This window comes from Streptomyces sp. Z26, from assembly GCF_003665095.1.
GTDB lineage: Bacteria > Actinomycetota > Actinomycetes > Streptomycetales > Streptomycetaceae > Streptomyces > Streptomyces phytohabitans.
The window spans coordinates 6,010,635-6,024,825 of record NZ_RCHV01000002.1; the positions used below are offsets into that span (position 1 = coordinate 6,010,635).

Consider the following 14,191-nt stretch of genomic DNA (forward strand, 5'->3'; position numbering starts at 1 on the left):
TCTGTGTCGGTGCGGGCCCCGGTCCGGGGTCCGTGGGTCTGCCGTGTACGGGCGTGGGGTGTACGGGCGCGGGGCGTGCGCGCGTACGGTCGGTCGCTCGGGGTCAGGCCGCGGGTACGGTCACGGCGGCCCAACCGGCCGTGATCAGGCGGCTGTCGGCGTCGCGCCGCACCCAGACCTCCAGCTCCACGCGGAGGCCGCCGTCGACCGGCGTCACCGAGGTGACGACGCCGGTGCAGGTGATCGGGTCGAAGACGTCCAGCGGGGCGAGGAACTTCACCCGCAGCCACCCCGACGTGAGGAACGTCGGTCCCGACCGCAGGGTCAGCAGTTGCGCGAGCACGCCGAACTGCTGCTGCCCCTGCACGATCGGCACCGCCAGCCCGCCCGCGCGGGCCACCCCGATGTCGTTGTGGATGTTCCGCACGTACTCCCCGACGCGGCTGAACACCGCCGCCTGCTCCGCCGTCACCGTCTTGCGCAGCGGCGCGAGCACGTCCCCGGGGCGTACGTCCGGCCCCAGCGCCGCCACGGTCCGGGCGTCCGCCGGTACCTCGCCGGTCACGCGCCGCTCGGGCGCCGCCGAGCCGCGACCGCCGATGGCGCCGGGGTTCGTCTTGAGGATCTCCACGCCCCGGTGGCGTACGACGCTCCGGCCGTCCGCGCCGGTCGCCGTGGCCTCCATGACGACGTAGCCCTCACCGCGGCGCGTGTACGCCTCGGTGTACGTGCCGTGCAGCGTGACCGTCTCGTCGAGCACCGCCGGGCTGTCGAACCACATCTGCTCCTCGGTGTGGTAGCCGACGACCCGGCTGGCCGCGTAGACCCGCGTGAACAGCTGCACGAGGTCGTTGCCCAGCAGCGCCGCGTGTCCCACGCGCCGCCCGCCGAACGGGCTCCCGCTGAGGTGCCACGGGGAGTGGTCGTCGTGCGTGAACGCGTACCGCTTGATCTTGTGGTCGTCGATGACGACCGGCACGGTGCCCAGGTCCTCGGGGATCTCCAGGTTCTCGAACTCCGGTTCCTTCAGACCCGCTTCGAGGTCCTCCGTACCGGCGGCGCGGCGCGGGTCGGTGAGGTCCCGCCAGGGCCGGGGGGACGGTTCCGTCATCGCTTCTCCTCGATCGGGTCGCCGACACGGTTCATGTCGACCCTGTTGGTCTCGGGCGCCTTGACCGCGCTCACGAGCCCGACGAGCAGGGCCAGCACGGTGATCAGGGCGATCGGCCACGGGTCCCCGTCGGTCGCCGCCAGCAGCGCGGTCGACGCGAGCGGCCACAGGCCGATCAGGACGCTCGGCAGCTGTGCCGCCAGGGACAGGCCGGTGTAGCGGACCTTCGTGCTGAACAGCTCCGCGAAGAAGGCCGGTTCGACGCCGTAGAGGGCGCCGACGCCTATCGCGTACGCCACGGTGTAGACGACGTACGTCAGCAGCACGGCGTCCGCGTCGAGGATCCAGAAGAAGGGGAACGTGACGACGATGCCGACGACCGAGCCGATGATGAAGACGGTGCGGCGGCCGATCCGGTCGGACAGGCGGCCGAAGTAGTAGTACGTGAAGATGGCCGCGGCGGCCGCGACGCTGCTCGCGACGAGCACGTGCGTACGGGAGATGTCGGTGTAGTTCTCCGCGAACGTCAGGCCGATCGTCAGGATGATGTAGCCGAAGACGGCCTCGCCCAGGCGCATGCCCATCGCCAGCAGCAGCGGCCGCTTGAACCGCCGGAACAGCTCCGCGACCGGCATCCGCTCCTCCTCCGCGGCGCCGCTCGCCTCCAACTCCTCCTGCGCGGCCTGGAAGGTGGGGGTCTCGGTAAGCTTGAAGCGGATGAACAGGCCGACGGCGATCAGCACGGCGCTCAGCAGGAACGGCAGCCGCCAGCCCCAGCTCTCCAACTGGTCGTCCGGCAGCGTCGACACGGCGGCGAAGATCCCCGTCGACATCACGAGCCCGACCGCGTTCCCGATCTGCGGGAAGCTGCCGTACGCGCCACGCTTGTCGGCCGGTGCGTACTCCACCGCGACCAGCGAGGCGCCACCCCACTCGCCGCCCACCCCGAAGCCCTGGATCAGCCGCAGCAACACCAGCAGCACGGGCGCCAGGACGCCGATCTGCTCGGTGGTGGGCAGCAGTCCGATGAGGAACGTGGAGCCGCCCATCAGCATGAGCGTGGTGACGAGCGCCGCCTTGCGCCCGAACTTGTCACCGAAGTGACCGAAGACGACACCGCCCACGGGCCGGGCGAAGAAGCCGACGCCGAAGACGGCGAACGCCGACAGGGTCCCGATGATCGGGTCGTCCTCGTTGGGGAAGAAGAGGTCACCGAACACCAGGGCCGACGCGGTGCCGAAGATGAAGTAGTCGTACCACTCGACGGCGGTGCCGACGAGGCTGGCCACGGCGGCGCGCCGGGCGAGCGCGGTGCGTTCCTGTTCGGATGCGGGTGGTGCGGTGGCTGGATGGGCCATGGGATGACTCCGTTGTCGACCTCGGGGAGCGGATGGGGAGTTGGGGGGACGGGTGCTGCGGGTGCGGCGGGCGTGGGGGCGTACGGGCGTGGGGCGTACGGGTCCGGTGGGGACGTGGGGGAGCGGGGGCGGGTCGGCGCGGGCGGCGGGTCAGAGCAGGGGGAAGGGGCGCTGCGCCGAGCCGTCGACCTCGGCGGAGGCCCAGCCGAGCGCCGTACGCGTCCCGTCGGCCTTGTCCACCCAGACCTCCAGCTCCAGCCGGTCGCCGTCGGCGCCGACGACGGCCCCGCCGGTCGTCAACTCCTCGTCCACGAACGCCGGGGAGACGAACCGCAGGTCCAGCTCGCCGGACGTGAAGAACGGGGCGCCGAACACGTCCACCAGGTTCGAGATGAGGAAGCCGGTCTGCTGCTGCGCCTGCACGATCGTGCGGTCGAGCCCGGAGGCGGCGGCCTTGTCGCGGTCGGTGTGCACGTTGGCGTAGCCGCGCCCGGCCCACGAGAAGACCGACATCTGGTCCTGGGAGAAGGCCGTCGTACGCCGCGGCAGCGGGCTGCGCGCCGGGGCGTCGAGCCGCGCCCGTTCCAGCACCGGCAGGGACGCGTCGTACGTACCGACCACCGTGCGTGACCGTTCCTCGCCCGCGGTGCGGTTCCGGCCGGTCACCTCCCCGGCGACCGTCCGCATGATCTCCTTGCCGGAGTGCCGTACGAGCAGCCGCCCGTCCTCGCCGCGCGCCTCGGCCTCCAGCACCACGTAACCCTGGCCGCGGCGCTCGTACTTCTCCGTGTAGCCGCCCTCGACCGTGACCGTCTCGCCGACCCGTACGGGGGAGTGGAAGGTCAGGCGCTCGTGCGTGTGCAGGCCCTGCGCGGTGTTGCCGTCGTACTTCTCGTAGAAGAGGAACAGCAGGTCGTTGGCGAGGACGAGGGGGTGGCCCACGGGTCCGCCGAAGGGCGAGTCCCGGAAGTACCACGACCCGTGGTCGTCCTCGCTGAAGGCGTGGTCGAGCACCTTGCGGCGGTCCACGGTCACGGAGACCGGGCCCATCGGTTCGGGGATCTCGACCAGCTCGTAGCGAGCCTCCTTCAGCTGCGACGTCTGCGACTTCATCGTCACCTCCGTGTGGGAAGCCCGAGAGGGCTAAGAAATGTCTAGACGACTAGTCTTTACGCTAGGTTCACGGATTCGCGCCTGTCAATGGCCGCGCGCCGGGGAAAATCCGACATCGGAGCGTGCTCGCGTGAACCCGGAGGGTGACAGTCTGAGGGTGCGGCGGGCCGCCGCCGCGGAGGCGCGGGAGCACGCGCGGGGCGGGGAGGCGTCAGCGGTCAGCGGTACGGGCGGGGGTGTCGGTGGGGCGTCCTAGGATGCCGGTCATGACTGCCGGTCCCGCCGACGTACGCCGCGCCGCCCTCGCCCTCCCGGAGACGACGGAGGTGCTCGCCTGGGGCATGCCCACCTTCCGCGCCGCCGGGAAGATGTTCGTGACGATGCCCGACGACGAGACGTCGTTCGCCGTCCGCTGCCCCAAGCTCGAACGGGGCGAACTGATCGCGGCGGAACCGGAGAAGTTCTGGGTGCCGCGCCACGAGGCGGGCTCGCACTGGGTGCGCGTACGGCTGGCCGCGCTGGAGGATCTGGCCGAACTCCGGGACATCGTCCTGGACTCGTGGCGCCAGGCGGCCCCACCACGCCTCACGGACACGTACGGCGACGCGGACCGCGCCTGAGGCCCGGTCCGCATCGCCTCTTTCTCGCGCTCGGCTCGCCTCCGGGCGCTCGTACCCGGTGCCGACGTTCCTCGACGCGGCGCTCGCTCGTGCCTCGCTCCCTTGGTCTCGTCGCTTTCGGCACCGGCGCGTCCTTCGGCTCGCTCGCTGTTGCGCGCTCGGCTCGCCTCCGGGCGCTCCTATCCGGTGCCGACGTTCCTCGACGCGGCGCTCGCTCGCGGGCGCATTGCGCCGTTGCCAGGCGCTGGGGGCTACTCCGGGAGCAGGTGCGGCGCGCGGGTCGCGACGGCCTCCAGCACGCGCTTCCTCGACGGGTTGACCATCGCCTCCCCGGCCACGGTCACCGTCGGCACGGTCTCGTTCCCGTCGGCCACCGAGCGGACGTACGCCGCCGCCTCCGGGTCCTTCCAGATGTTCACCTTGGTGTACCGGAGCTTGGTGAAGCGCAGGCGGGTCAGGAGCGCGGCGCAGAACACGCAGCCCGGCCGCCAGTACACGACCACCCCGTCGTCGTTCCCGGTCGTCATCGTTCCCCCTCCGTCGGGCCCGGCGTCCGGCTGTCGTCGCCGTGGCCCCCGGGTCCAGCCTAGGTCGTACGTCAGCCGCCGCCCGGCGCCGGTACGCGCGCCAGTTCCGGTGCCGCCGAGTCCAGCGGCACCGACCCGGAGCGCACCAGCCCGAACTGCACGCCCTGGCGCGGGAGTACGGCGTCGAGCAGCCAGTCCGCCGCGGTCCGCGTACGGTTGCCCGGCATCGCCGCCAGGTGGTAGCCGCGCGTCACGAGGCTCGCCAGCGGTCCGCTGAGCGGTACGTGCAGCGGGTCGGCCGCGGCCTGGAACCCGCCGAGGTCCACCATGAAGCCCAGGTCGTGGTGCTCGTACGCGCGCGCCTCGCCCCGCCCGCAGGACGCGGCGACGTTGCGCGCGGCGACCGCGCCCTGCCGCTGCGCGTGCTGCGCGGTCATGGGTGTCACCTCGCCGGGCCGCGTCAGGTCCGGTACGGCCGCCGCGTCCCCGCACGCGAACACCTCCGGGTGGCCGGGCACCGTGAGGTACTCGTCGACGCACAGCCGCCCCCGTTCCGTCGGCGTCCCCACGGACTCCACCAGCGGGTCGGGCCGTACGCCCACGCACCACACCAGCGTCCGGCTCGGCACGAACTCCCCGTCGTCCAGGAGCACTCCGTCCCGCCGGGCCTCCCGTACGGAGGTGCCCGTACGGACGTCCACGCCCCGCGCGCGCAGTACGCGGTCCGCGGTGCGCGACAGCCGCCTGTCCAGTTCGGGCAGGACGCGTTCGGCGATGTCCAGCAGCAGCCAGCGCGGTCGTACGGGCTCGCCCGCGTCCGTCGCCGCGCCCGCGTACGTGCCGTTGAGGCCCGCGTTGCCCCGGGCCAGCGCGTCGGTCAACCGCACGCCCTGCGCGGCGACCTCGGTCCCCGTGTAGCCCGCGCCGACGACGACGAAGGTGGTGCGCGCGGCCCGTTCCGCCGGGTCGTCGGACGCACCGGCCAACTCGGTCTGCCGGGTGAGGTGGTCGCGCAGGTAGAGCGCCTCGGGGATGCCGCGGAAGCCGTGCGCGTGCTCGGTGAGGCCGGGGACGGGCAGCAGCTTGTTGACGCTGCCGACGGTCAGCACCAGCCGGTCGTAGGCGAGCGTGGACCGGCCGCCCTCCGGGTCGGTGTACGTGACGCGCCGCCCGTCGAGGTCCACGCCGTCGGCCTCCCCGAGCACGAGCCGTACCCCCGGCAGGGTGCCCGTCAGCGACACCGCGACCCGGCGCGGGTCCAGGGCGCCGGACGCGACCTGGGGCAGCAGCGGCAGGTACAGGAAGTAGTCGTGCGGGTTGAGCAGCACGATGTCGGCGGCGCCCCGCGCGAGGCGGGACAGCGTGCGCGCGCACCGGTGCCCGGCGAAGCCACCACCGACGATCACGATCCTCGGGCGTCGTCCCACGGGGTACCTCCTGTCGCAGGGGAGCCGCGCGGCGCGGACCGTGGGGCGCGCCGCGCGCGGTCGCCCGTACCGCGTATCCGTCGGGGCGGGCCGGTACACACGGTCCGGCGCGCGGCGTGCGGGCGTGCTCCCTCCTGCGCGCGCGCTACACGAGGGGCCGCGCCGCCCGCAGCCGGTGCACGTGGATCAGCAGGTCGTGTCCGCGCGCCAGCCCGTACGGCCGGTACGGGTCGCCCGGCGGACCCACGTACCGGGTGGGGCGCCGCGCCTCCAGCCACTCGCGGGCCGCGGCGGGCGCGGACCGTGGGTCCAGCAGGAAGGCGGGGCCGCCGACCGCGTCGGCCACCCGGTCCAGCGTCTCCTCGCTGCTCCCCGGCGCGGGCCGCCCGAACCGTTCGGTGCGCCACACCCCGTCGTCGTCGGGGAAGACCGCCGCGCCGTGCCCGAAGGTCGTGCCCACGCCGACGTAGTCGCGGCCGAGCAGCTTCCGCAGGTACGCGCCCTGCGTCACCGGGTACTGCGCGGGCGAGTACGTCTCGTACGCCGTGTGCCCGTCGTGCGCCGACAGCAGCACGCGGTGGCCCGTCTGCCGGTGCCACCAGGCGGTGTTGCGCGCCATCAGCTCGTCGCGATAGCGCATGGCCTCGGGGATCTGCGCCGCGTCCCCGAGGTCGTGGGACAGCAGCGTCGCGGTCTGCGCCACGACGCGCGCGTGCTGCACCGTCCACGTGTACGCGGGTCTCGTGCCGTCCGGCCGCAGTCCCGCCAGCCGGGCGACGGCGTGCCGGGCCTGGTGCGCCAGGCGGCGACGCTCCCGCTGGGGGAGCGCCTGGAAGTCCGACTCGTCGGCGTGCGCGCGGAGTTCGCGGTAGAGCCCGTCGAACTCGCGCCGCAAGGCCGGGTGATGCTCCGCGACGTAACCCAGGACGCGGTCGAACAGGATGTCCGCGATACGCGGGTACGCCATGTCGTTGCCCATGAACTGCACCTGCCGCCGGGGGTGTCGCAGGTTGTACGCGCGCATCCACGTGAGGAGGTCCAGGTATTCCCGTACGTTCCAGGGCCACTTGCCGTCCGCGAACTCCTCCGCCATGATCGCCTGCGGCTCCCCGACACCGTGTCGCACGTAGTCGTTGATCCGCAGCCCCGCCACCCAGCTGACCTCCAACGCGAAGGTCGTGAAGCCCCTCTCCTCGACCAGGTGACGGAAGACGCGGTGCTTCAGCGTGAACAGCTCGCGCGCGCCGTGCGCCGCCTCGCCCAGCCCGACGACGGCGCTCCGGCCGATCGCCGCGCCCAGCGGGCGCAGGTCGGCGAGGTTGCCGTGCGGCTCCACCGACCGCAGGGGGCGCGCGGCCCGCGACAGCGCGGCGAGCACCGGCCCGGCGGGCGGTGCGGTGGGTCGCGGGCGGCTCCCGGCGTGGGCCGGTCCGCCTGTACGGACGGCCAGTGTCGACGCGGGCAGGGCGGCGAGCAGGGTCCGGCGTGGGACGAGGGGCATCGTGTGCTCTCCCTGAGACAGGTGCGCGGTGAGGGGGCGGTCGGGCCGGTCGGCGGCCAACTCGACTCAGCCTTCCCGTACGCGTCGACGCGGGCCAACCGGGAGGCCCCCGGCGGCCGTTGGGGCGCGCCGGGGGCGGCCCGCTGGTGCCCGCCCCCGTACTTACACCCCCGTACGGCTGTCCCGCCCGCCCCGGGGGCGCGGACGCGCGTCGACGGGGGCGGCGCGTGCGGGCGTACGCGGGACCCCTCCCCCCTGTCAGGGGTCCCGCGTACGCCGGTCCGGTGGCGGCCGGTGGTGGTGGTGCGCGGTGCGGCCGCGTCAGTAGTGGACGCGGGCTCCCACGGCGCGGTGGTCGGAGTAGCCGAGCGGACTGTCGCCGTCGTCGGTCAGCTCCTCGTCCGCCCGGTCGCCGTCCGCGAACGTCGGCACCACCGTGCCGCTGATCCGCGGCAGCGCCCCGCCGGGCTTGCGCGCCAGCACGTAGTCGACGCGCCGCAGGGCGCTCGTCTCCAGCGTCCACCGGTCCGCCCGGCACCCGGCCGGGTCGGCCTGGGCCGCGCAGTGGGCGTACACGGCGTCGCGGAAGCCGTACTTCCCGCCGAGGTCCCCGTTGGCCGCCTCGTACCAGGTGCGCCACGCGCCGTCCCGGCGGTCGTGCGCGTTGGTGTCGCCACCCGCCACGTACAGGTCGGTGGCACCGTGCGCGGGGTCGCTGTCGTAGCCGTCCTCGGTCAACTCGTTCGACAACTCACCGGTGTTGGAGTCCGCGCAGGCGTCACCGCCGTGCCCCATCGTCGGCCAGTGGAACGACGCCGCCGTGACCGTCCGGTCCGCGACCTTGTCGTGCAGCAGCGCCTTGACGCCCTTGGTACGCGGCTGGTCGTTGTTCACGCACACGCCGCCGACCTCGTTCTGCGCCTGCCAACGGTTCGCGGGAGACGCCGACTTGACCAGTTCCAGCCGGTCGGTACGCCAGATCACGGCGTTCGTCTGGCGCTTCTTGAACGCGTCGCACTCGCCGCCCGTCTTCGGCTTCGGGTCGTCCTCCGCGAGCACGCCCGCGTACTCCTCGCCGAAGTGCGTCCGCATGCGGTCCAGGAGGAGATCCAACTGCGCCCGGTCGCTCAGCTGTTGGACCAGGTAGACGTCCGGCTTCAACTCCTGGGTGCGCATGTAGTACATGAGGTCGTGCCAGTCGCCCGCGCACTGTTCCGGCGGGCGCTCGTCGGTCGTCGGCAGGTTCTCGACGTTGGCGTCGTAGACCTGGAGGAGGCCCGGGTCGTCGTTCGGCCGGGCCTCCTCGGCCGCCGTTACGGGTCCCGCCTGAACGGGTCCGGTCTGAACGGGTCCCGCCGCGGCGGGCGCCCCCGCCAGCAGCGGCAGTGCCAGGGCCCCCGCCCCCAGCGCCGCCGTGAGCGCCGGCGTGAGCCGGGCGCGGCGCCGGGCCGCCGGGTGCTCCGCGCGCCGTCGTGGAGCACCGCCCGTTCGTGAAGATCGCGTCATGCCGTCGTCCCCCGATCAGCTCCCCGCGCGGTGCGGGGATGCGCCGACGTTAGGGCGCGCCGGTGGGGGAGGCGTAGGTGTTTCGGGCGAGGCCGAAACACGGGTGGACGTTCCGCTTCCGGGCGCGGGCCGGGGTGGCGCCGGGCCCGGTGGGCAGCCCCGCAGGTCGTCCCTTGTGGTGCGTGACGAACGTGGTTACCTTGAGTAGCCCGAGGTGGCGGCACAGGTCAGGCGCACACCGTACGCGGCGCTCCGTACGCCGAACCCGTACGCTGCACCCCTCCCGCGCCCCACCTCTCCCCGTTCCGCACCCTGCCGCACTCTCCCGTCACGATGGAGCCCCGATGGCCGTCCGCCCCCGCCCGACCGCCGGTCGTCTGGCCGCCCTGCTCGCCGGAGCGGGCGTCGCGCACCTCGCCGTACCGAAGCCGTTCGACGCCATCGTGCCGCGCGCCCTGCCCGGCGACCCCCGCACCTGGACGTACGTCAGCGGCGCCGTCGAACTGGGCCTCGCGGCGGCCATCGCCCACCCCCGTACCCGCCGCCTCGGCGGGCTGGCGGCGGCGGGCTTCTTCGTCGCGGTCTTCCCGGCCAACGTGAAGATGGCCCACGACTGGCGCCACAAGCCCGCACCCCTGCGCGTCGCCGTCCAGGCCCGACTGCCGCTCCAGGCCCCGCTGGTGTGGTGGGCGCTGCGCGTCGCCGTGGACGGCGGGCGCGGCGCGGTCGGCGCGGACGGCGCCGCCGCCGACCGCCCCTGACGACATGGCCCCCGCCCCCGCCCCCGCCCCCGCCGCCCTGCCGGGACGGCGGGGGCGGCCTAGGCTCGGGGCGGAACGCCCTCGCGGGCCGGGCGCGCGTGCCCGCCGCCCGGCGCCCGCCGGGCGAGGGCACGAGTCGAACGAGGGGATGGCTGCCATGGCCACCGCGAACGTCGCCGATCAGCTCGTCCAGGTCCTCATCCAGTCCGGTGTCCAGCGGGTGTACGGCGTCGTGGGCGACAGCCTCAACCCCTTCGTCGACGCCATCCGCCGTTCCGACGGCGCCCTCGCCTGGGTGCACGTGCGGAACGAGGAGGCCGCCGCCTTCGCCGCCGCGGCCGAGGCCCAGATCACCGGGCGGCTCGCGGTCTGCGCGGGCTCCTGCGGGCCGGGGAACACCCATCTGGTCCAGGGCCTGTACGACGCCCACCGCAGCGGCGCCCCCGTGCTCGCCCTCGCCTCGCACATCCCCACCACCCAGATCGGCACCGGTTTCTTCCAGGAGACGCACCCGGAGAAGCTGTTCAGCGAGGCCGCCGACTGGTGCGAACTCCTCTCGCAGCCCGAGCAGATGCCCCGCCTCGCCCGTATCGCCGCGCAGCACGCGCTCGGCGGCTCCACCGTGTCCGTGCTGGTGCTGCCCGGCGACGTGGGCGAGCGGCCCGCCCCGCACCCCACCGGCCGTACGGTGCCCACCCCGGCCTGCGGCACGGTCACCCCGGCCCCGCACGCCGTGCGGGAGCTGGCCCGCCTGCTCGGCGAGGCGCGTACCGTCGCCCTCTTCTGCGGCGCGGGCGTCCGCGACGCGCACGCGCAGGTGATGCGGCTGGCGGAGACGCTGAAGGCGCCGGTGGGGCACACGTTGCGGGGCAAGGAGTGGGTGCAGTACGACAACCCGTACGACGTCGGGATGATCGGCCTCCTCGGCTACGGCGCCTGCCACGACGCCGTGCACGACGCGGACCTGCTGGTCATGCTCGGTACGGACTTCCCGTACGACGCGTTCCTGCCGCAGGCGCGGACCGTGCAGGTGGACCGGGACGCGCGGCGGCTCGGCCGCCGCACGCCGCTGGAGCTGGCCGTGCACGGCGACGTCGGCGCCACGCTCGACGCGGTGCAGCCGCTGCTGGAGCCGAGGACGGACCGGCGCTTCCTGGACGGGATGCTGCGCAAGCACGAGCGGGCGCTGACGACGGCCGTCGACGCGTACACCCGGAACGTCGACCACCACACGCCGATCCACCCCGAGTACGCCGCCAGCGTGCTGGACGAAATCGCCGCCGACGACGCCGTGTTCACCGTCGACACCGGCATGAACAACGTCTGGGCCGCCCGCTACCTCACCCCCAACGGCCGCCGCCGCGTGATCGGTTCGTTCAGCCACGGCACCATGGCCAACGCCCTCCCGCACGCGATCGGCGCCGCCTTCGCGGACCCCGCGCGGCAGGTCGTCGCGCTCTCCGGCGACGGCGGCCTCGCCATGCTCCTCGGCGAGCTGCTCACCGTCCGGCAGCACGAACTGCCGGTGAAGACCGTCGTGTTCAACAACGGTTCCCTCGGCATGGTGCGGCTGGAGATGATGGTGGACGGGCTGCCCGCGTACGAGACGGACCACGCGCCCGTCGACTACAGCGCGATCGCCCGCGGCATGGGCATCCCCGCCTGGCGGGTGGAGCGACCGGGCGGGGTACGGGACGCGCTCGCGCAGGCGCTGGAACGGCCGGGGCCCGCGCTGGTCGAGCTGGTCACCGACCCGAACGCGCTGTCGGTGCCGTCCCACATCACGTTCGGGCAGGTGAAGGGCTTCGCGCTGGCCGCCGGTCGGACGGTGCTGGACGGCGGCGTCGGCACGATGCTCGACCTGGCGCGCGCCAACCTCCGCAACATCCCGCGCCCCTGAGCCGGGGGTTTTCGTGAACGGGCGTGCGCTCAGGCGGACTTGAGCGGTCCGCCGCGGAAGGTCACGGCGGACACGAGGGCGCAGGCCACGAAGAGTCCCGCGGACGTCCAGAAGGCCGCCTGGTACCCGTGGATCGCGGCGAGCGCCGCGGTCCGTGTGCCGGGCGCCCCGCCCTCCGTGTGAGCGGAGGCCGCCGAGGCGGCGACCCAGCTGAGGAAGGCCGTGCCGGTCGCCCCGCCGATCTGCTGGGCGGTGTTGACCATCGCCGAGGCGACCCCCGCGTCGTGCGGCCGGACGCCGAAGGTGGCCGCGTTCTGCGTGGGGGAGAAGACCAGGCCCATGCCCAGCCCGGTGAGGACGAGCCCCGGCAGGACCCCGGTCGCGTAGTCGGAGTGCAGGTCGAGCCGGGCCAGGTGGGCCATGCCGCACGCGGCCACCAGCGCGCCGAGAGTGACGAGGGGGCGCGGCCCCGTGCGGGGGACGAACCTCCTGCCGACGAGCAGGGCGGACACCATGATGGCGACGATCGCGGGGAGGAAGGCCAGGCCCGTCCGGAGCGGGCTGAGGCCGAGGACCGTGGTCAGGTAGTAGGTGAGGAAGAGGAAGAGGCCGAACATGCCGCTGCCGGTCAGGGCGACCGCCAGATAGGCCCCGCCCCGGGTGCGGTCGCGTACGACCCGCATCGGCAGCAGGGGTGAGGCGGCGCGGCGTTCCCACGCGACGAAGCCGACGAGGAGGAGTACGCCCGCCGACAGGAAGCCGTACGTCCCGGGTGCGCTCCAGCCGTCCGCCTCGGCGTTCCCCAGCCCGTAGACCACGGAGGCGAGTCCCGTGGCGGCGGTGGCCACGCCGGGCCAGTCCATCGGTGCGCGGTGCCGCTCGGACGTCTCCTCCAGTTTGACCACCGCGCCGACGAGGCCGACGGCGGCGAAGACCACGTTGATGAGGAGGCACCACCGCCACGAGGCGTACTCGGTCAGCGAGCCGCCGAGCAGCAGTCCGATCGCGCTGCCGGAGCCGGTCACCGAGCCGTAGACACCGAAGGCCCTGGCCCGGTCGGCGGGCGTGGTGAAGGTGGTGGACAGCAGGGAGAGGGCGGCCGGAGCGAGTACGGCGGCGAAGGCGCCCTGCGCGGCGCGCGCCGCGACGAGCGTTCCGATGCCGCCGGCCGCCCCGCCGAGGGCGGAGGCCAGGGCGAAGCCCGCGAAGCCGACCTGGAGCATCCGCCGACGGCCGAACAGGTCGGAGAGGCGTCCGCCGAGCAGCAGCAGACTGCCGAACGTCAGGGCGTACGCGGTCACCACCCACTGCCGTGAGGAGTCGGAGAAGCCCAGATCCTGCTGTGTCGAGGGGAGGGCGACGTTCACGATGGTCGCGTCGAGCACGACCATGAGCTGGGCCAGTGCGAGCACCACCAGGGCCCAGCGGCGCAGGGCGGCGGGATCGGAGGAGGGGGGACGGGTGTCCGGCTCGGTGCGGGGGCCTGCTGTGCGCATGGGAGTTCCTCGGGGTCGACATAAGTTGAGGTGTCATCTCTACTTACCGGTGATCCTAGGGAGTCCGGACGTTAAGTCGAGATGGGTTCTCGACTTAGTGGCGCAGATCACCGTCCGACGGTCGGTTCCGTGCTGGCTAAGGTGGCGGCCATGTCGAGCGAACAGCCCCGCCGTCCGCTGCGGCGCGATGCCCAGCGCAATCGCGAGCGCATCATCGAATCGGCCCGCGAGGTGTTCGCCGAGCGTGGCGTCGAGGCCACGCTCGACGCCGTCGCCCGACGGGCCGGTGTGGGCGTGGGTACGGTCTACGGCCGCTTCCCGACGAAGGGCGCCCTGCTGCGGGCCGCCTTCGAGGAGCGTCTCGACGAGCACGTCGCGGAGATCGAGGCGGCTCTCCGGGCGCCGACCGGCTGGGTCGGGCTGGAACGCTTCCTGCACCGCGCGGCGGAGATCCACGCGACCAACCGCGGCATGCGCGACATCATGCTGGGGTCCGACCTCGGCCAGGAGCACTTCGAGCGGCTCCGCGAACGGATCTTCCCGCTGGTGCGGCAGCTCGTCGAACGCGCGCACGCGGAGGGGGAGTTGCGCGAGGACGTCACCGCGGGCGACATCCCGATGCTGTTGATGATGGTCAGCGAGGTCGCCCACCACAGTCGGGAGGTGCGACCGGACGCGTACGTCCGCTACATGCGGCTCCTCATCGACGGGCTCCGCCGGTCACCGGGGACCGGCGCGCTCGGCGCCCCCCTGACCAGGTCCGAGGTGGACACGCTCACCCGGCAGTGGCTGCCCGCCGCGCCGTCGCGCGACTGACCTCGCCCCGTCCCCGCCCCGGGTCGCGGCGCCCGGCCGATGAGTTCCGGGCGCC

12 protein-coding genes are annotated in these 14,191 nt (G+C 73.6%); 4 read left to right on the top strand and 8 right to left on the bottom strand.

Annotated elements, in window-relative coordinates; translation table 11 throughout:
* Window positions 1-103: 103 nt before the first annotated feature.
* From D7M15_RS25980 to D7M15_RS25990, 3 genes are all read right to left on the bottom strand, one after another.
* The gene (locus D7M15_RS25980) at window positions 104-1,111 is read right to left on the bottom strand and encodes a MaoC family dehydratase (protein WP_121519715.1); all 1,008 of its coding nucleotides are present in this window, start codon (window positions 1,109-1,111) and stop codon (window positions 104-106) included.
* Window positions 1,108-2,469, bottom strand: coding sequence for an MFS transporter (locus D7M15_RS25985; protein ID WP_121519716.1), 1,362 nt, complete (start codon window positions 2,467-2,469; stop codon window positions 1,108-1,110). The genes D7M15_RS25980 and D7M15_RS25985 overlap by 4 nt, the downstream gene beginning before the upstream one ends.
* Before the next feature lie 150 nt (window positions 2,470-2,619).
* Entirely contained in the window at window positions 2,620-3,582 is a 963-nt protein-coding gene (locus D7M15_RS25990; RefSeq protein WP_121519717.1) for a MaoC/PaaZ C-terminal domain-containing protein, read from the bottom strand.
* 266 nt (window positions 3,583-3,848) lie between these two features.
* Here D7M15_RS25990 and D7M15_RS25995 point away from each other — a divergent pair, with 266 nt between their 5' ends.
* A complete protein-coding gene (locus tag D7M15_RS25995; protein WP_240649495.1) occupies window positions 3,849-4,202 on the top strand; it encodes an MmcQ/YjbR family DNA-binding protein in 354 nt (117 codons plus the stop codon).
* A gap of 251 nt (window positions 4,203-4,453) precedes the next feature.
* Here the strand turns inward: D7M15_RS25995 and D7M15_RS26000 are convergent, their stop codons facing one another.
* The 4 genes from D7M15_RS26000 to D7M15_RS26015 all read right to left on the bottom strand — a co-directional run bounded on the left by D7M15_RS26000 (window position 4,454) and on the right by D7M15_RS26015 (window position 9,163).
* Window positions 4,454-4,729 (bottom strand): glutaredoxin domain-containing protein, encoded by a 276-nt coding sequence (locus D7M15_RS26000; protein WP_121519719.1) that lies wholly within the window; start codon window positions 4,727-4,729, stop codon window positions 4,454-4,456.
* Window positions 4,730-4,800: 71 nt separating this feature from the next.
* Window positions 4,801-6,135 carry an NAD(P)/FAD-dependent oxidoreductase gene (locus tag D7M15_RS26005; protein WP_121519720.1) on the bottom strand — a complete coding sequence of 445 codons (1,335 nt, stop codon included), beginning with the start codon at window positions 6,133-6,135 and terminating at the stop codon, window positions 4,801-4,803.
* 166 nt (window positions 6,136-6,301) lie between these two features.
* Window positions 6,302-7,657 (bottom strand): erythromycin esterase family protein, encoded by a 1,356-nt coding sequence (locus tag D7M15_RS26010; RefSeq protein ID WP_121519721.1) that lies wholly within the window; start codon window positions 7,655-7,657, stop codon window positions 6,302-6,304.
* Between the two features lie 321 nt (window positions 7,658-7,978).
* A complete protein-coding gene (locus tag D7M15_RS26015) occupies window positions 7,979-9,163 on the bottom strand; it encodes a hypothetical protein (protein WP_121519722.1) in 1,185 nt (394 codons plus the stop codon).
* A 344-nt stretch (window positions 9,164-9,507) separates the two neighbouring features.
* Between D7M15_RS26015 and D7M15_RS26020 the strand changes: the two genes are divergently transcribed.
* Both D7M15_RS26020 and D7M15_RS26025 read left to right on the top strand, forming a co-directional pair.
* Window positions 9,508-9,924, top strand: a complete 417-nt coding sequence (locus D7M15_RS26020; protein ID WP_121519723.1) for a hypothetical protein — start codon at window positions 9,508-9,510, stop codon at window positions 9,922-9,924.
* 157 nt (window positions 9,925-10,081) lie between these two features.
* A complete protein-coding gene (locus D7M15_RS26025; protein WP_121519724.1) occupies window positions 10,082-11,824 on the top strand; it encodes a pyruvate dehydrogenase in 1,743 nt (580 codons plus the stop codon).
* A 29-nt stretch (window positions 11,825-11,853) separates the two neighbouring features.
* Here D7M15_RS26025 and D7M15_RS26030 read toward each other — a convergent pair whose 3' ends face one another.
* Window positions 11,854-13,320 carry an MFS transporter gene (locus D7M15_RS26030; protein WP_121519725.1) on the bottom strand — a complete coding sequence of 489 codons (1,467 nt, stop codon included), beginning with the start codon at window positions 13,318-13,320 and terminating at the stop codon, window positions 11,854-11,856.
* A 150-nt stretch (window positions 13,321-13,470) separates the two neighbouring features.
* On the opposite strand from D7M15_RS26030, the gene D7M15_RS26035 reads away from it, so the two are divergent.
* Window positions 13,471-14,136, top strand: coding sequence for a TetR/AcrR family transcriptional regulator (locus tag D7M15_RS26035; RefSeq protein ID WP_121519726.1), 666 nt, complete (start codon window positions 13,471-13,473; stop codon window positions 14,134-14,136).
* Window positions 14,137-14,191 lie beyond the last annotated feature (55 nt).

Coding starts and splice junctions, on each gene's coding strand:
- D7M15_RS25980 (WP_121519715.1), bottom strand. CDS start 1,111: ATGACGGAACCGTCCCCCCGGCCCTGGCGGGACCTCACCGACCCGCGC.
- D7M15_RS25985 (WP_121519716.1), bottom strand. CDS start 2,469: ATGGCCCATCCAGCCACCGCACCACCCGCATCCGAACAGGAACGCACC.
- D7M15_RS25990 (WP_121519717.1), bottom strand. CDS start 3,582: ATGAAGTCGCAGACGTCGCAGCTGAAGGAGGCTCGCTACGAGCTGGTC.
- D7M15_RS25995 (WP_240649495.1), top strand. CDS start 3,849: ATGACTGCCGGTCCCGCCGACGTACGCCGCGCCGCCCTCGCCCTCCCG.
- D7M15_RS26000 (WP_121519719.1), bottom strand. CDS start 4,729: ATGACGACCGGGAACGACGACGGGGTGGTCGTGTACTGGCGGCCGGGC.
- D7M15_RS26010 (WP_121519721.1), bottom strand. CDS start 7,657: ATGCCCCTCGTCCCACGCCGGACCCTGCTCGCCGCCCTGCCCGCGTCG.
- D7M15_RS26015 (WP_121519722.1), bottom strand. CDS start 9,163: ATGACGCGATCTTCACGAACGGGCGGTGCTCCACGACGGCGCGCGGAG.
- D7M15_RS26020 (WP_121519723.1), top strand. CDS start 9,508: ATGGCCGTCCGCCCCCGCCCGACCGCCGGTCGTCTGGCCGCCCTGCTC.
- D7M15_RS26025 (WP_121519724.1), top strand. CDS start 10,082: ATGGCCACCGCGAACGTCGCCGATCAGCTCGTCCAGGTCCTCATCCAG.
- D7M15_RS26030 (WP_121519725.1), bottom strand. CDS start 13,320: ATGCGCACAGCAGGCCCCCGCACCGAGCCGGACACCCGTCCCCCCTCC.
- D7M15_RS26035 (WP_121519726.1), top strand. CDS start 13,471: ATGTCGAGCGAACAGCCCCGCCGTCCGCTGCGGCGCGATGCCCAGCGC.